Origin of the sequence: Actinomadura sp. 6N118 (assembly GCF_044326415.1) — a bacterium.
Taxonomy (GTDB): Bacteria; Actinomycetota; Actinomycetes; order Streptosporangiales; family Streptosporangiaceae; genus Spirillospora.
In genome coordinates this window covers 104,200-122,586 of the sequence record NZ_JBIRAZ010000001.1, presented here as the reverse complement: position 1 = coordinate 122,586, position 18,387 = coordinate 104,200, and the positions used below count along the sequence as shown (strand labels likewise).

The following is an 18,387-nucleotide window of genomic DNA, read 5'->3' as shown; positions in this document are numbered from 1 at the left end:
AGTGAGGATCGCCTACATCGTCACCCAGTACCCGCCCGCCGTCAGCACCGGTCTGGGCCGCTACGTCGAAAGGATCACGCCGTACCTGGCCCGGCATCACCGGCTGGCCGTGTTCACTCTCAACGACGGGCACCAGCCGGAGCACGAACGCGACGGCACCGTCACCGTGCACCGGCCCCGCACCCTCCTCGCCGCGGCGGGGCGCGGCCGTCGGCTCAACCGCACCCGGCGGCACGAGTTCCTGCTGCTGACGGCTCACGTCGTCATGAGCAACTGGCGGTATTTCCGGCGGCTGCGCCGGGCGACCCGGGACGAGCGGCCCGACCTGGTCGCGGTCCACGACTCGACGAACTTCCTGTCCGCGCTGCTCTGCCACCATGTGCTGCGGCTGCCGATCGTCTACCACGTTCACACCACCGAGTACGGGGTCGCCCCGCACCGCACCATCGTCGACCCGCTCAACGTGTTCGCGGCCGTGGAACGGTGGCTCGGCCGGATCGCGCGGCGCGTCGTGGTCCCCACACCTGAAGTGCGCGAGCAACTGGTCGCCGCCGGGTGGGACGGGACGTCGATCGACGTCGTGTGCCTGGGCGGCACGTTCGAACCCGTCCTCGCCGACCCCGGCTTCGATCGGGACAAGCTCCGGGCCCGCGCCGCCGACCGGCGTGCCCTGCTCGGGATCCCGGCGGGGGCTCCGGTGTTGTTGTTCGTCGGCCGCCTCGAACGGCAGAAAGGGATTTACCAGCTGCTGGAGGCGATGCGGGAGATCGCCCGGGCCGTCCCCGGACTGCGCCTGGTGGTGGTCGGCGAAGGGGACATCGAGGGTGTCCGCCGGATCGTGGCCGACACGGGACTGGGCGACCACGTCCTGGCCTCCGGCGAGTTCGTCGAGGCTTCGGAGCTGCTGGAGTACTACGAGATGGCCGACGCGTGCGTCTTCCCCTCCCTCTACGAACCGTTCGGCCTGGTGGCCACCGAGGCCATGGCCATGGCCAGGCCGGCGATCCTTGGCGACGGTTTCTCCCAGATCTTCCTGGGCGACCCGGCGTCGCCCGGGGCGCAGTTCGTGCGCGCGGACGACCCCGGGGACATCGCCGCCGGCGTGATCGATGTCCTGACCGACCCCGCGCTGCGCCGGGCGCTCGCCGAACGGGGAGAACGCCTCGTCCGCGAGCGGCTGAGCTGGTCCCGCGCGGCCGACGAGACGCTCGCGGTCTACCGGGCGGCGGTGCGCACGCCCGGAACGCCCACGCCGAAGGAGGATCTGTGACCACCGTCTCCCTGATCGTCCCGTGCCATGACGCGGCCCGGACGTTGCGCCTCTGCCTGGAATCGGTGCTGGCTCAGACGCGCCGTCCCGACGAGATCGTCGTGGTGGACGACGCCAGCGGCGACGACTCGGCCGCGATCGCGGCCGAGCTCGGTGCCCGTGTGATCCGGCTTCCCGAGAACCGCGGGGTGTCGGCCGCGCGCAACACGGGCGTGGACAACACCTTCGGGGATGTCCTCTTCTTTCTCGACTCCGACGTGACGCTGCGGCCGGACGCGGTCGAGAACGCCCTGGCGATCCTGGAACGCGACCCCGCCTGCGGCTGCGCATGGGGCATCTACGAACCCGAGCCGCTGATCGACGACGGCCCGGTCGAGTGGTACCGGATCTTGCACGCCGTCAACTGGGGCACCCGCCAGACCGGCGAGGTCACCGGGGTCGTCTTCGCGCTCGCGGCGATCGGCCGCGCGACGTTCCGGGAGACCGGGGGGTTCGACGAGAGCCTGCGCGACTGCGAGGACATCGAGTACGGCCACCGCCTGGTGGAACGGACCCGCATCGTGCTCACCGACACGGTCCGGGGCCGCCACGACGACGGGGACCGGCTGCTGCCGATCCTCGCCGAGCAGTGGCGGCGGGCCCTCCCCCTCATCCCGCTCGCGGTCGCCGCGCCAGGCGGGTCCGGCGGGTCCGGCCGCAGACGGGTGCACGCGAACCGTCCTGCCGGGATCCTCGCCTGCGCGCTGGCAATGGCCTCCCTGCCGGTCGGCTTGCTCTACCCGCCGGCGCTCCTGGTGACCGCCGCCCTGCTGGTCGTGTTCGCGCTCGTGGATCCGCCGCTGCTCAAGCTGGTGCACCGGCACCGCGGACCGGCCTTCACCGGCTACTTCATGGCCGTCCACTTCGCCGTCCACGTGGTCCTGGTGACCGGTCTGGCCGTCGGCTGCCTGCGTGTGCGGCCCGGCCGCAAGGCCAAGGCGGCCACAGACGCCGTCTCTACGGAGAGCTGACCCGCCGCACCCGGCAGGTGGTCACCAGTTGTGGTGCACCTGGGGGCGGATCAGCTCATCGTAGATGGCGCGGACCTTGTCCAGCGTGGCCTCCGGGAGCGGCGGCAACGCCGCGGCAGCCGCGTTGGCCGTCGCTTGGGCAGGGTTGCGCGCGCCTGGGATCACCACGCTCACACCGGGCTGGTCCAGGATCCAGCGCAGCGCGAACTGGGCCGTCGTCGCCCCCTCGGGTGCCAGCGGGACCAGCCGGCGCACCGCCTCCAGGCCGGTGGCGAAGTCAACGCCGGAGAAGGTCTCGCCCACGTCGAAGGCCTCCCCGCGCCGGTTGTACGCGCGATGGTCGTCGGCGGCGAAGGTCGTGTTCTCGTCGTATCGCCCCGAGAGCAGGCCGCTGGCCAGCGGCACCCGCGCGATGATGCCGACGCCGGCGGCGCGGGCGGCGGGCAGCACCTGCTCCAGCGGCTTGAGCCGGAACATGTTGAGGATGATCTGGACCGTGGCGACGCCCGGCCGGGCGATCGCGGTCAACGCCTGGTCGCAGGTCTCCACGCTCACGCCGTACGCGGCGATCTTCTGCTCGGCGACCAGGGTGTCGAGGGCGTCGTAGACGGCGTCGCTGGAGTAGACGGGCGTCGGCGGGCAGTGCAGCTGGACCAGATCAAGGGTGTCCATGCCCAGGTTGGTGCGGGAGCGCTCGTTCCAGGCGCGGAAGTTGGCCATGACGTAGTTCTCGGGGAGCTGCTCCATGCGGCGGCCCATCTTGGTGGCCACCGTCAGCCCCGGATTCCGTGCGGCGAACCGGCCGACGATCTCCTCGCTGCGACCGTCCCCGTACACGTCCGCCGTGTCGATGAACGTCACCCCGGCCTCGACCGCCGAGGCCAGGGTCGCGACCGCGTCGCGTTCGCTCACCTGGCCCCAGTCGGCGCCGAGCTGCCAGGCGCCGAGGCCCACTACACCGACCTCGCGCCCGGTCCTGCCCAGAATCCGCTGTTCCACGACAGCAGCGTACTGGTCGTTCTCAGTCCCGATCGTCAGGGGATCGGGTTAGCGGAAGGAGTGCCAGCCGAGCCTGCCCGCCCCGGCGAAGGCTCCGACCAGGCGCGGCACCGACTCCGGCCGGTGCACGGTCGTGCGGAGCGACGGCGTCCAGCCCACGTCGCCGGACAGGTCGGGGTCGTACGCCTCGTTGTGGGCGGCCAGGAGGTCCACCGGCTTGCCGTTGACGAGGTTGCCGCCGGTACGGATCGCGGTGCCCTTCCAGTACTTGATGACCTGGGCAGGCTTGATGGTCGCCGGCAGCGTGAAGGCGTTGTGCTCGGCGACGATCGCGGACTTGACCCCGACGCCGAGGCTGTAGGAATAGCCGTCCGCCGTCGTCTGCGCGTAGTGGTTGTTGTAGACGTCCACCTGGCCGTACCGGACGCGGGGCAGCCGCTGGCCGAGGTTCCTGAACTCGTTGTGGTGGAACGTCACCCGCAGGTGCCCGGCGTCGGTCGTCTTGGAGTCGCTGTTGCCGATCAGCGAGGTCTTGTCGTGGTCACGGAAACGGTTCCAGGACGCGGTCACGAAGTCGGAGGCGTTGATGACGTCGAAAAGCCCGTCGTGCACTTGGTAGGGCTCTCCGAAGTACTTCGGCAGAGCGCTGTCGGGGTTGCCGGCGTCGCTGAGGGTGTTGTGGTCGAGCCAGACGTGCGTGGCGCCCGAGAGCGTGACGGCGTCGTACTCGGAGTTCCAGGCGCCGGTGGCGCCGTCGGTCGGGTCCCACGCAGGGAAGCAGTCGTGGGCGTCGCGCAGGTCCAGGTTGCGGATGATGACGTTGTCGACGCCCTTCAGCATGAGGTTGGCGCCCTTGATCGTCGCCCTGCCGAGCCCGACGATCGTGGTGTTGGACCCCACGTTGATCTTCACCCGGGCGTCCTGCCTGTCCTGCGAGGCGGCGCGGGCGTCCTCCAGCGGCCCGGAGGGGTCGGCCCTGCCCCAGGTGGCGGGGTCGTAGGCCTTGAGGAAAGCATCCAGGCTGTAGCCGTCCACGGCATAGTCCGCGCAGGTCAGCGGCTTGCCTGTGTCGTCGACGTTGGCGTCGAACGCGCCCTTCACGTACACGATCTTGGGCGTGTTCCCGGCGACCGCCCTGGCCAGGGCGTTGCGGTCACGGACGACGAAGACGTTCTCCTTGGTGGCCGCCGCCCCGCCGGTGGTCCCGGTGGAGGAGGAGCCCCAGCCGTCTCCGGCGGGAAGCGTCTGGCGGCCGATGTCCCGTCCGGCGAAGCCCGACACCGGCGCGAAGGCCGATGCCGATGCCGATGCTGTGGCAGGCGCTACTGGGGTGAGAGCCGCCGCAGGTGCGGCGGTGAGGGCGACGGCCGTCCCGGCCAGCGCCGTGGTCAAGCACGATCTCTTGCGCATGACGTTTCCTCAGGGGGGTGGGGGTCTGCCTGCGGATGTGGCCCCTAGAGCAGGCTCTTGACCTGCACTGGGAGGCCGGTGGAAAAGGATTGCCCGGCGGCGAGGCCGGTGAGCAGGGCGTGCACGCCGTCGCGGGGGGTCGCGAGCATCTCCGCGCCGGGTGCCCCCGGATCGAAGAGCGCGGCGAGCATGCGGACGTCGCCGCCGCCGTGCCCGCCGTGGCTGAACTCGACCTCGACGTCCCGCGGCGGCGCCCACATCGGGCGGACACGGAGCCGGTACGACCCGGCGTTCTCCGCCTCCGCGTCCCCGTGCAGGACGGCACTGCTGGTGGCCCCGGTCTCCTGGGCGTCCTGGGTGGCCTGGGTGGCCTGGGTGGCTGGTGCCGCCCAGGTGTTCTCCTCCACTTCCAGTTCGATCCGGCCGCGCGTGCCGTTGAAGGCGATGCGGTAGCCCTCCCACGGCGCGTACGCGGTGAGGTGGTAGGTCATGCTGGCCCCAGTGTCATAGGTGACCAGCACGGCCATGTCGTCCTCGATCGAGATGTCGCCTTCGAAGACGTTGCGGTCACGGACGTAGCCGTCGTCCCCTTCGGCTTGCAGATAGAGGTCGCGGAGTTCCGGGTTGGCGTCGAGCTGCAGCGCGAACGGGTCGTCCGCCGCGGCAGCGCTGCCGTGCGCACGTTCGTACTCGCGGCGCAGCCCGGTGCGCGTCCCGTTCGGGGCCCCGTAGAAGGCGAGCCTGCCGACGCCGTACACCGTGACGGGCTCCGCGCCGAGCCACCAGTTGACCAGGTCGAAATGGTGGCCCGACTTGTGGACCATCAGACCGCCGCTGTTGCGGCGGTCGCGGTGCCAGCGCCGGAAGTAGTCGGCGCCGTGACGCACGTCGAGCATCCACTCGAAGTGCACCGACAGCACGTCCCCGATCTCACCTGCAGCCAGCAGTTCGTGCACCGCGCTGTGCAACGGGTTGAACCGGTAGTTGAAGGTCACCGCCAGGTCGCCGCCCGTCCGGTCGGCGGCGTCGAGCACCTGGCGGGCCTGTTCGGCCGTGGTCACCATCGGCTTCTCGGTGATCACCCGGCAGCCGGCGTCCAGGCCCGCCAGGATGTGGCGGGCGTGCAGCGCGTCCACGGTGCACACCACGAGGGTGTCGACACGTTCCGCCCGGAGCATGCGGTCGATGTCGCCGGGATCCCACTGCGCCGCGGCCGGCCTGCCGTGCTCCCGCGTGAGGATGCGGTTGTGCACGGCCATCCGGGTGGGGCTGACGTCGCTGAGCGCGACGACCTCGGTGTGGTCGCGCTCGGCGAGCGCGCGGGTGAACATCTGGGCCCGGGCTCCGGTGCCGACGATGGCCACCCGCCGCGCCGCCGCGCCCGGGTCTCCCGTGGACGAGAGGGTCATCCGCCCTTGCGCTCCTTGTACTTGGTCTGGGCCTCGTTGAGCTTCCCGGCCAGCTGGTCCAGGAACTCCTTGGGGGTCATCTGGCCGAGGAGGACCTTCTGGTAGAGCGGCTCGCTCTCGGCCTTGGTGATGGCGTTGAACTCCGGCAGGTAGTACGGCATCTGAACGATCTTGGTCTTCGGGTCGTTGACGACCTTGACCGCGCTCTCGAGCGTCGGGTTCTCCTTGACCCAGGTGTCGTTCGCCGAGTCGACGTTCGCCGGGATCTGGCCGACCTTGGAGTTCCAGTAGTCGCTCATCGCCTTGCTCGAGACGAACTCGGCGAACTTCCAGCCCGCGTCCTTCTTCTTGCTCTTCTTGAACACCGACAGGCCGCCCACCGGGCTGGACAGCAGCACGTGCGAGCCGTCGGGCGACGGCGGCACCGTAGTGCCGGCGAACTTGCCCTTCAACGCCTTCTGGTGGTCGACGAACGACCCCAGGTTGTGCTGCATCATGGCGATGGAACCGCCGTCGAACTGGGCGTTCATCTTCAGGTAGTCGTTGTTGACGTCAGCGCTCGGGGTGTTCTTCTTGTAGAGCGCCACGACCTTCTCGACGGCCGCCACGTTCTGGGGGGCGTTGACGGTGGTCTTGCCGGAGGCATCCCAGAACTGCGAGATCCCCGACTGGGCGTAGGCGAACTCCAGGATCTGGGCGATCGACCCGGCGCCGCCGCGGATGGTGAAGCCGAACCGGTTGTTGCCGGAGTCGGTGAGCTTGTCGGCGGCGGTGTAGAAGTCAGCCCAGGTCGTCGGGGGCTTGACGTTCTTCTCCTTGAACCAGTCCGACCGGTACCACAGGATGCCGGTGTTGGTGGTCTGCGGCAGCTCGTAGAGCTTGCCGTCGGGACCGGCCGCCTTCACCAGTTCCAGCAGCTTGGGCGACAGCTTGCCGTTGAGCGAGCTGCCCGCGAGCCGGTCGTCGAGCGGCTCCAGGGCCTGCTGACCCGCCACGTTCGCCAGCAGCGAGGTGGACATCAGGCCCACGTCGGGGGTGCCGCCGGACGCGATCGCGGTGTCGTACTTCTGCTGTGACTGGGCGATCGGGAACGAGACGTACTTGATCTTGATCTTGGGGTTGCTCTTCTGGAACTCGCCGATGATGTGCTGCCATACCGGCGTACCGGAGGCGCTGGCGTTACCGTCCCAGAAGGTGATCTCGGAGTCGCCGCTGGACGACTCGCCGGAGCCGCCGCACCCGGTGAGGGCGAGACAGGCGCCGACGGCGATCGCCGAGGCTGCCGTGAGCCGGGACCTGCGTCCGGGCAGGGGGCCGCGTCGTGACATCGTCGTTCTTACCTTTCCTGAGTGACGCGGCATGGTGCCGCGCCGGCCTGTGGTGATCCCCGATGTGGATGGCTGGGCTCTTGTTCGCTGAGCCCTCATCCGACCCGTCGTGCGGTCATGTCCTCTCCTCTCCCGAGACGTCGAAGGCGCCGAACGCGGCGTGACCCGCGGGCCCGCGCTCCTCGGGCGCTCTTTTCTCAGGCGCGCTTTTCTCGGGCGCGGTGGCGAAGAGGCCGAGGGACGCCCCCACCCAGCGCCCGGGCGTGGCGGTGAACTCCCCGCCGAGCGGCTCCCATCCGGCTCCGCGATCCGCCCGGAACGTCACCCGGGCACCCCCGCTCACCTGGACCATCAGCCGTACGGTCGTCGTGCCCGAAGGCAAGGGTCGCGGTGCGGACGCGTCGCGCTCCGGCTCGTCCACGGCGGGGGCGACACGGTGCACCAGGGACGGCCCGTCACCGGTCTCCTCCAGGCCGACCCAGGCGTAGGAATCACCGATCACGGTCAGCCCGGCGCGTGCGCCCGGCGAAGCGGCCGCGAGCGTCACGCTCGTGGTGGCGGTGAACGTGGTGGCGGGCAGCCGCTGGGTGAGCACGTTGGGCAACGCGCGCAGGTCTCCGCACGCGGTGTCCTGGCGGCAGGCCAGCCGCAGCAGGCCCGGCTCCCGCAGCGACCACCACGCCGGGTCGGGGAGGCCATGCCAGCCCCACTGCGGTCCGAGGGTGACGCCGGTGAAGTCGTCGCTCGCCGCAGGTGCGGACGGCGGTCCCACCCAGCCTGTGTCCGGCTTGCGGTGGCCGAGCACGGGCGTCCCGTCCGAGCCGAGAACGGGCCAGCCGTCGTCCGGCCGCCACCGCATGGGCTGCAGGTGAACGACACGGCCGTACGCGCCGCGGTCCTGGAAGTGCAGGAACCAGTGCTCGCCGCTGGGGGTGTCGACCCAGACACCCTGGTGGGGCCCGTTGATCTCGGTGTCGCCCTGCGCGAGCACGATGCGGTGCTCGTACGGCCCGAAGGGATCGCCGGCGCGGAACACCGACTGCCAGCCGTGCTCCACGCCCCCGGCCGGTGCGAAGATCCAGTATTCGCCGCCGTGCCGGTAGATCTTGGGGCCCTCCAGCGTGCGGCAGCCCGGGATCAGGTCGCCGTCCACGACGACGGTGCCCGCGTCGAGCAGCCGCCGCGCGTCCGGGCTCATCTTGTGCAGGGTGAGCCGGTTGTTGAACCCGGCGCGGCTCTTGGCCCAGGCGTGCACGAGGTAGGCCTTGCCGTCCGCGTCCCACAGGGGGCACGGATCGATGAGCCCCCGGCCGGCTTTGAGCAGGCGCGGACGGCTCCACGGCCCGGCCGGATTCTCGGCCGTCACCACGTACAGCCCGTGGTCGGGATCGGGATAGAAGATCCAGAACAGCCCGGCGTGGTGGCGGATCGCCGGGGCCCAGACGCCGCATCCCCACCGGGGGCGGGCGTAAGCCTCGGCAGGCTCGGGCGTGGGCAGCGCGTGCCCGATGATCGTCCAGTTGACCAGGTCGCGGGAGTGCAGGATCGGCAGGCCGGGTACCCGATGGAAGCTGGACGCCGTCATGTAGTAGTCGGCGCCGACCCGGACGACGTCAGGGTCGGACCAGTCGGCGTTCAGCACCGGGTTGCGGTAGCCGCCGTCACCCAGGTCCGCGGTCCAGGGAAGGGCGGCGGCGCTCAGCGGGCCCATAGTTCCTCCAGCCCGGCCTCGATGTCGCTGGGCGAGAGCACGCCGTCGGCGACGATCGTGCCGATGCGGCGCGCCACCACTCCCCCGGGCGGCACCTCCACGCCGTGTTCCCAGGCGAGCGCGGAGCCCACCCCGGGATACTCGGCGGCCCTGACGAACCACGGGTCACGCCGGGTGGCCTCATCGCCGCCCGCGAAGGCCAGCGTCCATGGCTTCCCCTTGGCGTCGGTGCCGCTCATGGCGACCCAGCCGGTCACGGCGCCGTGCACCTTCTCCTCGCCCTCCGCGTCGGCGCTGAACACCCTGATGTCCGTGGACGTTCCGGGCGCGCGCCAGAAGAAGCCGCCGTAGCCTGCGCCGGCGCGCCCCTTGGTGGCGCTGCTGCCGAGCTGCAGTGGCGTGCCGAGCACGTTGGTCAGCCGGAAGGTGAGGTCGAGCGCCCAGTGATCCCCCAGCGGGACCGCTGTGGCCTCCCGTTGCTCGCGGAGCACCACCGCGTTCTCCCGGTCGATCCAGGCCAGCGACTCGCCGAACTCATCCGCCGCGCGGCGCGTCCAGCTGAGATGCCGCTGGAGGCCGTGGTCGTCCCGCCAGACGGGTCCGCGATCGCGGACGTAGGTCCGCCCGCCCCAGAAGTTGCGGCCGCTCACGTCCGCGATGGCGACGCAGACACCCAGGTGGTGGGGGTGATCCTCGGGCGACAGTTCGGTGACCTCTGTGCCGCCGAGGGTCCGGACGGGATGCAGGTAGGGCCGTGGCGCCAGGCCCGCCGCCAGGTACGACCGCGTGACGTATCTGGCCACCGGCCGCCCGGCGATTCTCAGTTCAATGGGGTCGCTCATCTTGATGGGGTCGCTCACGCGAGCTCCTTCCGGGTCACCCAGGGGAGGTCGAGTTCGGAGAACAGCGCGAGCCGCTCCGCGCTCGCGGCGACCTGGTCCTCGATGCCGGGAAGGATCCGGCGCGTGACTCCGTCCACGACGGTCACGTCCTGTGCCTCCTCGGGGATCGGCAGCGGCTCGGCGGCGACGCGCACCGCCTCCACCGCGCGCATGAAGGCCGCGGTCCGGTGCAGCGGCACGAGCAGGTCCGCCGTGCCGCGAATGTGCGCGACCAGGTTTTCCAGCAGGTCCGTCCGGGAGTGGTCGAAGGTCTCGGTGCCGCCGTCCCGTTCCAGCACGACCCGGTCCAGCGTGTAGGTGAACGTGATGCGGCCTCGCTCGCCGTGGACGACCACGTACGGCTCATTGCGCTTGGGGGCGCAGAGGCTCACCGCGACGGAGACGACCGTGCCCCGGGCTGTGGTCAGCCGCAGGCAGCCGGTGTCGTCACTTTCGATCGGGAACGCGTGGAAGAGTTCGACCTCGATGTCGCCCACCCCGTCACCCGCCCCGTCACCCACGTCGTCGGGCCCCTCGCTGCCGTCGATGGCGAGCGCCGTGGCCAGGGCGTGCGCGAACGGGTTGGTGAGCGCGCCGTCCACCACGTCCGTGCCGTCCACCCGGCGCCGGCCGGCCCATGGCGACCGGGCGAAGTAGGAGGAATCCCGGAACCAGGCCCCGGCCACACCGATGCCGCGCACGCGGCCGATCGCGCCGTCGTCCACCAGCGTGCGGATCGCCGGGATCGCGGCCGAACCCAGGCTCTGGAAACCCACCTGACAGGCCCGGCCCGCCTCCCGCACCCCGGCCAGCGTCCGGTCGAAAGCGGCGTACGTCGCGGCGGGCGGCTTCTCCAGCAGCACGTGGGAGCCGGCCGCCACCGCCGCGAGCGTCAAGTCCTCGTGGGTGTGGATCGGCGTCGCCACGATGGTGATCTCCGCCCCGGTACGGTCCAGCAGCCCGGCGAGGTCCGGGCCCTGCTCCGGCCCGCCCAGGCCCGCCAGCGCCTCGGCGCCCACCGGTGTGAGATCGCAGATCCCGGCCAGCCGGACGAGCCCGGTGCCGGTCAGGCGGCGCAGGTTGTCCAGGTGCCAGCGACCATGGCCGTGGCCACCGACGAGCACCACGTTCACTGGGTCCATCGGGTCTCCCTTGGTCAGATCCGGCTTGGTCAGATCCGGGTGCTCTTCAGGCGGTCCTCGTCGAAGCGCAGGCCCAGCCCCGGATGGTCGCCGGGGCGCAGCAGCCCGTCCTCGATCCGCACCGGATAGGGCTCGGTGAGCAGCCCGAGCGCGGCGAACGACGCGTCCTCGACGTCCTCGACCATCGCCGGGAGCGGCAGGCAGCAGGCCAGCTGCCCGGAGATGTCGGGCAGCAGGTGCGGGTACACCGGGATGTCGAACGTGCGGGCCAGTTCGACGATCCGCAGGAACGGGGTGATCCCGCCGACCCGGACCACGTTGGGCTGGAGGATGTCGCAGGCCCCGGCGGTGAGCAGGTCGCGGAACTGCCAGGGCGTATGGGTGTTCTCGCCGAGCGCGATGGGGATCCCCGAGGCCGCCGCCCGCAGCCGGGCGTAGGCCTGGACGTCGTCGGCGGGGAGGGGCTCCTCGATCCAGCCGGGTTCGAACCGGCGAAGCGCTTCGATGGCCCGCAGCGCGCCAGGCAGGTCCCACAGCTGGTTGGCGTCCAGCATCAGCCGCACGTCCGGCCCCAGCACCTGCCGCACGGCCTCGACCCGCTCGACGTCCTCCGCCAGGTCACGGCCACCGACCTTGATCTTCACGGCCCGCGTCCCGGCCTCGGACCACCGCTTGGCCTGGGCGATGAGCTCGTCCAGCGAGTAGTGCCGGTTGACGCCGCTGCCGTAGACCGGGACGGCCTCGTGCCGCCGGCCGACGGCGGCGGTCAGGCCGGCCGTCGCGGTCAGGTCCCACAACGCCAGGTCCACGGCGGCCAGCGCCATCGTGGTCAGCCCGCCGCGGCCTGCCTCGTGCAGATGCCACCAGAGCCGGTCGTACACGACGGCCGGGTGCGCGGGCAGCCCGAGCGCGGCCTCGCGCACGTCGGTCTCCAGCAGCGCGTGCACGGCCCGTCCGCCGACGTTCGGCGCCCAGGAGAACCCCGTGCCGGTCCGCCCGTCGCCGGTGGTCACCGCGGTGACCACCAGGTCGATGTGCGGCCGGGTGGGGTTCCACGGCCGGGTCATGGGGACCCGATGCACGGTGCTGCGCACCTCGGCGATGGTGCTGCCTGCGTTGGTGGTCCCTGCGTTGGTATTCACAGGGTCGCCCCGACTATGGCGAGACCTGCCTTCGTCAGCCGTTCCAACTCAGCGAGGTGCTCGGGCGCGGGTTCGACCAGCGGTGCACGCACCGTGCCTGCGTCCAGGCCGCGCAGCCTCACGGCGGCCTTGACCAGCGACACCGCGTAGCCCGGTACCTTGCTGCGCAACTCCACCAGCGGGGCGTAGAAGTCGGTGATGAGCTGTTCCGCGAGCGCGAGGTCAGCGCCGTCCAGGGCCTTGCAGAAGGCGGCGGACACCTCCGGCGCGAAGCAGAAGGCCGCCGAGGAGTAGAGGCCGACGCCGATGGCACGGTAGGCGGGCTGGGTGAGCTCGGCGGTGGGCAGGCCGTTGAAGAACGTGAACTCCGGACCGATCTCACGCCGGATCGCCAGCACGATACGCGCCATGCGGTCGATGTCGCCGTTGCCGTCCTTCAGGCCGGTCACGCCCGGGACACGGGCCAGCTCGACGGCGGAGTCCGGGTCGAGCACCACCCCGCCACGCTGGTAGAGGATCACCGGCAGGCCGGCCGCCTCGGCGACGGCGGTCACGTAGGACCGCAGTCCCTCGGCCGGTCCCTGCGCCAGATACGGCGGCATGAGGAGCAGGCCGTCCGCCCCGGCCGCCGCGGCCTGGCGGGCCTGCTCCAGCGCGGAGCCGAGCGGCCCGCCCGCACCGGCGATCACCGGGACCGCGCCGGCGGTGGTCTCGACCGCGGTACGGACCGCGAGGTCATGCTCGGCGTTGGAGAGCGAGGGGAACTCCCCGGTGCCACAGGCGACGAAGACCCCGCCGGGCCCGTGCTCCAGGCCGGTACGGATGTGCTCGGCCAGTACTCCGGCGTTCACGCCGCCCTCCGGGGCGAAGGGCGTCACCGGGAAGAAGAGGACTCCGCTGAGCTGCATCAGATCTCCGTCGAAAGTTCGGTCCGCCAGCTGCGCTCGGGCCGCCAGCCGAGCAGCCGCTCCGCCTTCGCGCTGCTGAACGCGGGTGCGGTACCGGTCAGGGCGGCGGCCTGCGGTGCGGTCGAGGGAAGGACCCGGGGCAGCAACTCCGCGAGGGGTTCGCGGGCCAGCGCGTCGGCCGCGCTCGCGAAGAAGACCTCGCCGTTGGGCAGCTCCGGCAGCGCGTCCAGCAGGACGCGCAGCATCTCCGCCGCGTCGCGTGCGTCGATGTAGTTGAACAGGGACACCCCGCCCAGTTCGGGCCGGTCCAGCCGTTCGGCGATGGAGTGGCCGCTCTGCGTGGGGGCGCCCTTCCACTCCTCGGGCGCGACCACGAAGCAGGGCCGTACGGCGGCGAACTTGATCCGGTCGCCCGCGGCCCTGGCGAACGTCCGCATCGTCTGTTCGGCGGCCAGCTTGGAAAGGCTGTAGGCGTTCCAGGGCTCGGCCGGGTGGTCTTCGTCGATGGGCAGGTAGGCGGGCCTCCAGCCGTGCGGCGCGCCATAGCCGATGACGGTCGGGCTGCTGGCGACCACCACCCGCCGCACCCCGCTGTGCACCGCGGACTCGCACACGTTGAAGGCGAGCTGGGTGTTGGTTCGGTAGGTCACGGCGTCGGTGCGGCTGAACGGAGTCGCGATGGCCGCCAGGTGCACCACGGCGGACGGCCGGAATCGGGACAGCACCCCGTACGCCTCGCCCAGGTCGGTGAGGTCGGCCGGAAGCACGCTCGCGCAGCCGACCGGCGTTCCCGGAGCCGGGTCGATCCCGATCACCTCGTGTCCGGCGGCCACCAGCTCCGCCACCACACTCCGGCCGAACCGTCCGGCACTGCCGGTGACGAGGACCCGGCTGCCGGGCTCCAGCGGCCCGGTCATGCCCTGTCCACTCATTGCCTGCCCGCTCATCCCTTCACCGCGCCGGCGCTCAGGCCCTTGACCAGGTACCGCTGGATCAGCGCGAAGATCACGATGACCGGCAGCGCGGCGACCACGCCGCCCGCCGCCAGCGAACCCAGATCGCTCCCGGACTCGCCGATGGTGTAGCTGAGCCCGACGGGCACGGTGTACTTCTCCTGGTCGCTGAGGAACATCAGGGCGAAAAGGAAGTGGTTCCAGCTGTGGATGAAGGCGAAGGAGCTCACGGCGATCAGCCCGGGACGCAGCAGCGGCAGCACCGTGACCAGGAACCCGCGCAGCCGCGAGGCGCCGTCGACCCAGGCCGCCTCCTCCAGCTCCATCGGCACGTTCCTGATGAAGCCGCTGATCAGGATGAGCGAGAGCGGCAGCTGGAAGACCGTCTCGGCGACGATCACACTCCAGAGGCTGTTGACCAGTTCGAGCTTTTTGAAGATCTCGAAGAGCGGGACCAGCATCAGCGCGCCGGGGATGAACTGCGTGCACAACATCGCGAGCATGAAGGTCTTCCTGCCGCGGAAGTCGTAGCGCGCGAGCCCGTACCCGCCGGCGAGTGCGACGAAGGACGTGGCGACCATCGAGATGACGCCGACCTTGACGCTGTTGGCGAAGTAGGTGCCGAAGCCGACGTCGGTCCACACGTGCCGCAGGTGGTCCAGGGTCAGCGGCCAGGGCGCCAGCCCCGTCGTCCCGTTGGGCCGGAACGCGTAGAGCAACATCCAATAGAACGGGATGAGCGTGAACAGCAGGTAGAGGCCCAGCGGGAGCCAGATCTCCCACTTGCGGACGTTCTCCTCGTTCCGGCGCCGTTTGGCCGCCGCCCGCCGGCGGGCGGCCGGGGGGCGCGGCGGAGCCGCGGCAGGGTCCGGTGCCTCGGCGTCCGCCTGGCCGCCGGCCGTCGTGGTCGTCAACCGGGTCATTTGCGATCACCACCGAACTTGCTGAGGCGCAGGTAGAGGATGGAGCAGAAGAGCAGGATGAAGAACGCCGCCGCGGTGAGCGCCGAGCCGTACCCGAACTCGTGCGCCACCGTCGCCTTGTGCGCCACATAGAGCGGCAACGTGGTGGTCTGGTTCGCGGGCCCGCCGTTCGTGAGCGTGTAGAGCAGGTCCACGTTGTTGAACTCCCAGACCGCTCGCAGCAGGGTCGAGAGGACGATGGCGTCCCGCAGGTGCGGGAGCGTGATGTGCCAGAAGCGGCGCAACCGCGACGCCCCGTCCACCGACGACGCCTCGTACAGGTCCTTGGGGATGCTCTGCAGATCCGCGAGCAGGAGGATGGCGAAGAAAGGCACGCCACGCCACAGCTCGGTGAGGACGGCGGCGGGGAACACCGCGCCCGGATCGGCCAGCGGGGACGAGCCGTGCTGCACCAGCCCCAGGTCGGCCAGGTACTTGGTGAATCCCGTAGTCGGGTTGTAGAGCAGCACCCAGATGCTGGTGGTGAGAACGCCGGAGACCGCCCACGGCGAGAACACCAGGGCCCGGGACAGCGCCCGGCCTACGAACGACTCGTTCACCAGGAGCGCCAGTCCGAGGCCCAGCAGCAACTGGAATCCGACCGTCGCCGCTACCCATTTGGCGCTGAAGCCAAGGCTCTGCCAGAACAGGTCGTCGCCGAACATCTGCCGGAAGTTGTCCAGCCCTGCGAACCCGTTGTCCCACGGCTTGGTGACGTTGTAGTGCTGCAGGCTGTAGTAGAAGATGCTGGCCATCGGATAGACCAGGAAGCCCAGCATCAGCAGCACGGCGGGTGCGATCAGCGCGTAGGGCGTACGGGGCCCGCGAGTCGATCGACGGCGTTTGCGCCGGATCCCGCTCACCTCGGCGGTCGCCACGGGCACCTCCTCTCACTCGTCGGCGGGCCCACCTTCGGAAAGCGCTTACTCTCCTGAGCGACGGGCAGCTTCGTCGGGACATCGGGACATCGGGGTCTGCGAGTGCACGAGCGATGAACTGTGGGCCTCATCACACGGCAACCGGTTGCAGGAAACCATGACGTCATCCGCCGGAAACGTCAAGAGGTAGATCCAACCGTGACCTTTTCCACCAGCTCAGACACTACGAGCACGAGAAGATGCCGGTCATCACCGTCCGCAACCGTTCCCGGAAGGGCTTTGCACAAGCTGCAATCGGTTGCATAATGGCCCCGCCCCAAGGAGAGGAAACACCGTGGCCGTAACGATCCGTGACGTCGCCCAGGCCTGCGGCGTGCACGTCTCCACGGTGTCGCGCACCTTCTCGGCACCCCACCTGGTCAACCCGGAGACCCGCAACCGTGTCCTGGCGGTCGCCGAGCAGCTCGGCTACCGGCCCAACCGCGCCGCCCGTGCCCTCACCACCGGCCGCACGCACAACATCGGCCTGATCGTCGCCGACATCGCCAACCCGTTCTTCCCCCCGCTCATCAAGGCCGCCCAGTCGCACGCCCGCCAGCGCGACTACCACGTCTTCGTCGCCGACACCGACGAGGACCCGCGAGTCGAGGAAGAGCTCATCCAGGCCCTGGCCAAGCAGGTGGACGGGGTGCTGCTATGTAGTCCCCGCCTGTCCAACCGCACGATCGACCGGCTCCGCGAGGACGTGCCGTTCGTCGTGATAAACCGCCACGTCAAGGGGCTCCCGGCGGTCCTGATGGACGTCGGGCACGGTGCCCAGCAGGCGATCGAGCACCTGGTGGCCCTGGGGCACCGCAGGCTCGGACTGTTGTCAGGGCCGCCGGGCTCCTCGAACAGCCGACTGATCCACGACGCGGCGGCCGCGGCCGCGAGCGCCGGCGCCGCGGACCTGACCGTCATCGGCCCCAACTCCCCCACCGAGCAGGGCGGCCAGATCGCCGCCGCGGAGGTGATGGCCGCCGAGGTGACCGGGGTGCTCGCCTACAACGACCTGGTCGCCATAGGGCTCGTCGAGGGGCTGGAGGAACTCGGCGTGGAGGTGCCCGCCGAGATCAGCGTCATCGGCATCGACGACATCATGCAGGGCCGGCTCAACCGCCCCAAGCTCACCACGGTGGCGATGCCGACCATCGCCGCCGGCCGCACGGCCGTGGACATGCTGCTCCAGGTGGTCGGCACCACGGACGTGGGACCGGCCGTGACCAGCCTGCAGACGACGCTGGTCGTCCGCGACTCGACCGCGGCACCCATCCGACTGCCCCGCGAGGTCACCTGATGATCGAACAGTTCGGTGTCACGCCCGACGGCGCGACCGTGGATCGGTACACCCTGGAGAACGGCCACGGGCTGCGTGCCCAGATCCTCACCTACGGCTGCGTGCTGCAGACGCTGGAGGTCCCGGACCGGCACGGCGAGCGGGCCAACATCGTCCTCGGGTGCTCGACCCTTGACGACTACCTGACCAAGAGCCGGTTCTTCGGCGCGGTCGTCGGCCGCTACGGCAACCGGATCGCGGGCGGAAGCTTCCAGCTCGATGGCCAGGAGCACCGGCTGCCGCGCAACAACGGTCCCAACAGCCTGCACGGCGGCGAGCAGGGATTCGACAAGAAGATCTGGCAGGTGACCAGCGCGAACGCGACCTCGTTGACGCTCGCCTACGTCAGCGCCGACGGCGAAGAGGGCTACCCGGGCACGCTGCGCGCCGAGGTGAGCTACTCCCTCAACGGCGACGCGCTCCACATCGGCTACCGGGCCACCACCGACCGCCCCACCGTCGTCAACCTGACCAACCACTCCTACTTCAACCTCGCCGGCGAGGACTCCGGCGACGTCTACGACCAGCTCCTCACCCTGGACGCCGACCGCTACACCCCGGTCGACGAGAACCAGATCCCCACCGGGGAGCTCGCCCCCGTGGACGGCACGCCGTTCGACTTCCGGAAGCCGCAGCCCATCGGTGCCCGGATCCGCGAGGCGCACCCCCAGTTGCTCATCGGCGGGGGCTACGACCACAACTTCGTCTTCAACGGGTCCCGCGACGCGGAGCCGGCGCCCGCCGCCCGCGCCGAGGACCCGGCCTCCGGCCGCGTGATGGAGGTGCTCACCACCCAGCCGGGTGTGCAGTTCTACTCCGGCAACTTCCTCACCGGCTCCATCGTGGGCACCAGCGGACGGACCTACCGGCAGGGCGCGGGTTTCTGCCTGGAGACCCAGCACTTCCCCGACTCCCCCAACCAGCCCGCCTTCCCGTCCACGGTGCTGCGGCCCGGTGAGGTGCACGAGTCGGCGACCGTCTTCCGCTTCCCCTCCGCGGAGTAGGACAA

The 18,387-nt window shown here is 70.6% G+C and carries 16 protein-coding genes; 4 read left to right on the top strand and 12 right to left on the bottom strand.

The annotated features are described in order from the left end of the window. The first annotated feature begins 1 nt into the window (after window position 1). Window positions 2-1,270, top strand: coding sequence for a glycosyltransferase family 4 protein (locus ACH34W_RS00465; protein ID WP_395958613.1), 1,269 nt, complete (start codon window positions 2-4; stop codon window positions 1,268-1,270). Further along, a complete protein-coding gene (locus ACH34W_RS00460) occupies window positions 1,267-2,280 on the top strand; it encodes a glycosyltransferase family 2 protein (protein ID WP_395958612.1) in 1,014 nt (337 codons plus the stop codon). The genes ACH34W_RS00465 and ACH34W_RS00460 overlap by 4 nt, the downstream gene beginning before the upstream one ends. A 21-nt stretch (window positions 2,281-2,301) precedes the next feature. On the opposite strand, the gene ACH34W_RS00455 is transcribed toward ACH34W_RS00460, so the two are convergent. The 12 genes from ACH34W_RS00455 to ACH34W_RS00400 all read right to left on the bottom strand — a co-directional run bounded on the left by ACH34W_RS00455 (window position 2,302) and on the right by ACH34W_RS00400 (window position 16,003). Then, a complete protein-coding gene (locus ACH34W_RS00455; RefSeq protein WP_395958611.1) occupies window positions 2,302-3,279 on the bottom strand; it encodes an aldo/keto reductase in 978 nt (325 codons plus the stop codon). A gap of 48 nt (window positions 3,280-3,327) precedes the next feature. Then, window positions 3,328-4,689, bottom strand: a complete 1,362-nt coding sequence (locus tag ACH34W_RS00450; RefSeq protein ID WP_395958610.1) for a polysaccharide lyase family 1 protein — start codon at window positions 4,687-4,689, stop codon at window positions 3,328-3,330. Between the two features lie 44 nt (window positions 4,690-4,733). Continuing rightward, the gene (locus ACH34W_RS00445; protein ID WP_395958609.1) at window positions 4,734-6,098 is read right to left on the bottom strand and encodes a Gfo/Idh/MocA family oxidoreductase; all 1,365 of its coding nucleotides are present in this window, start codon (window positions 6,096-6,098) and stop codon (window positions 4,734-4,736) included. Next, complete coding sequence (locus ACH34W_RS00440) at window positions 6,095-7,426, bottom strand: ABC transporter substrate-binding protein (protein ID WP_395958608.1); 1,332 nt, start codon at window positions 7,424-7,426, stop codon at window positions 6,095-6,097. Before ACH34W_RS00440 ends, ACH34W_RS00445 begins: the two co-directional genes overlap by 4 nt. A 115-nt stretch (window positions 7,427-7,541) precedes the next feature. Next, window positions 7,542-9,137 (bottom strand): family 43 glycosylhydrolase, encoded by a 1,596-nt coding sequence (locus tag ACH34W_RS00435; RefSeq protein ID WP_395958607.1) that lies wholly within the window; start codon window positions 9,135-9,137, stop codon window positions 7,542-7,544. After that, the gene (locus ACH34W_RS00430) at window positions 9,125-9,997 is read right to left on the bottom strand and encodes a PmoA family protein (RefSeq protein WP_395958606.1); all 873 of its coding nucleotides are present in this window, start codon (window positions 9,995-9,997) and stop codon (window positions 9,125-9,127) included. Before ACH34W_RS00430 ends, ACH34W_RS00435 begins: the two co-directional genes overlap by 13 nt. Next, on the bottom strand, window positions 9,994-11,160 hold the full coding sequence (locus ACH34W_RS00425) for a Gfo/Idh/MocA family protein (RefSeq protein ID WP_395958605.1): 1,167 nt from the start codon (window positions 11,158-11,160) through the stop codon (window positions 9,994-9,996). The genes ACH34W_RS00430 and ACH34W_RS00425 overlap by 4 nt, the downstream gene beginning before the upstream one ends. A 29-nt stretch (window positions 11,161-11,189) precedes the next feature. After that, window positions 11,190-12,227 carry a mandelate racemase/muconate lactonizing enzyme family protein gene (locus ACH34W_RS00420; protein ID WP_395959274.1) on the bottom strand — a complete coding sequence of 346 codons (1,038 nt, stop codon included), beginning with the start codon at window positions 12,225-12,227 and terminating at the stop codon, window positions 11,190-11,192. Between the two features lie 71 nt (window positions 12,228-12,298). Next, window positions 12,299-13,210, bottom strand: coding sequence for a 5-dehydro-4-deoxyglucarate dehydratase (locus ACH34W_RS00415; protein WP_395958604.1), 912 nt, complete (start codon window positions 13,208-13,210; stop codon window positions 12,299-12,301). Further along, complete coding sequence (locus tag ACH34W_RS00410; RefSeq protein ID WP_395958603.1) at window positions 13,210-14,127, bottom strand: NAD-dependent epimerase/dehydratase family protein; 918 nt, start codon at window positions 14,125-14,127, stop codon at window positions 13,210-13,212. Before ACH34W_RS00410 ends, ACH34W_RS00415 begins: the two co-directional genes overlap by 1 nt. A 26-nt stretch (window positions 14,128-14,153) precedes the next feature. Beyond that, window positions 14,154-15,086 (bottom strand): carbohydrate ABC transporter permease, encoded by a 933-nt coding sequence (locus ACH34W_RS00405; RefSeq protein WP_395958602.1) that lies wholly within the window; start codon window positions 15,084-15,086, stop codon window positions 14,154-14,156. Continuing rightward, a complete protein-coding gene (locus ACH34W_RS00400; RefSeq protein ID WP_395958601.1) occupies window positions 15,083-16,003 on the bottom strand; it encodes a carbohydrate ABC transporter permease in 921 nt (306 codons plus the stop codon). Before ACH34W_RS00400 ends, ACH34W_RS00405 begins: the two co-directional genes overlap by 4 nt. Window positions 16,004-16,337: 334 nt before the next feature. Between ACH34W_RS00400 and ACH34W_RS00395 the strand changes: the two genes are divergently transcribed. Beyond that, window positions 16,338-17,339 (top strand): LacI family DNA-binding transcriptional regulator, encoded by a 1,002-nt coding sequence (locus ACH34W_RS00395; protein ID WP_395958600.1) that lies wholly within the window; start codon window positions 16,338-16,340, stop codon window positions 17,337-17,339. Next, window positions 17,339-18,382, top strand: a complete 1,044-nt coding sequence (locus ACH34W_RS00390) for an aldose epimerase family protein (protein ID WP_395958599.1) — start codon at window positions 17,339-17,341, stop codon at window positions 18,380-18,382. The genes ACH34W_RS00395 and ACH34W_RS00390 overlap by 1 nt, the downstream gene beginning before the upstream one ends. The last annotated feature ends 5 nt before the right edge of the window (window positions 18,383-18,387 follow it).

Excerpts from the sequence above, each read along its gene's own strand:
- ACH34W_RS00450 (WP_395958610.1), bottom strand. The coding sequence starts at position 4,689 with ATGCGCAAGAGATCGTGCTTGACCACGGCGCTGGCCGGGACGGCCGTC.
- ACH34W_RS00445 (WP_395958609.1), bottom strand. The coding sequence starts at position 6,098 with ATGACCCTCTCGTCCACGGGAGACCCGGGCGCGGCGGCGCGGCGGGTG.
- ACH34W_RS00440 (WP_395958608.1), bottom strand. The coding sequence starts at position 7,426 with ATGTCACGACGCGGCCCCCTGCCCGGACGCAGGTCCCGGCTCACGGCA.
- ACH34W_RS00435 (WP_395958607.1), bottom strand. The coding sequence starts at position 9,137 with ATGGGCCCGCTGAGCGCCGCCGCCCTTCCCTGGACCGCGGACCTGGGT.
- ACH34W_RS00425 (WP_395958605.1), bottom strand. The coding sequence starts at position 11,160 with ATGGACCCAGTGAACGTGGTGCTCGTCGGTGGCCACGGCCATGGTCGC.
- ACH34W_RS00420 (WP_395959274.1), bottom strand. The coding sequence starts at position 12,227 with ATGACCCGGCCGTGGAACCCCACCCGGCCGCACATCGACCTGGTGGTC.
- ACH34W_RS00415 (WP_395958604.1), bottom strand. The coding sequence starts at position 13,210 with ATGCAGCTCAGCGGAGTCCTCTTCTTCCCGGTGACGCCCTTCGCCCCG.
- ACH34W_RS00410 (WP_395958603.1), bottom strand. The coding sequence starts at position 14,127 with ATGACCGGGCCGCTGGAGCCCGGCAGCCGGGTCCTCGTCACCGGCAGT.
- ACH34W_RS00405 (WP_395958602.1), bottom strand. The coding sequence starts at position 15,086 with ATGACCCGGTTGACGACCACGACGGCCGGCGGCCAGGCGGACGCCGAG.
- ACH34W_RS00390 (WP_395958599.1), top strand. The coding sequence starts at position 17,339 with ATGATCGAACAGTTCGGTGTCACGCCCGACGGCGCGACCGTGGATCGG.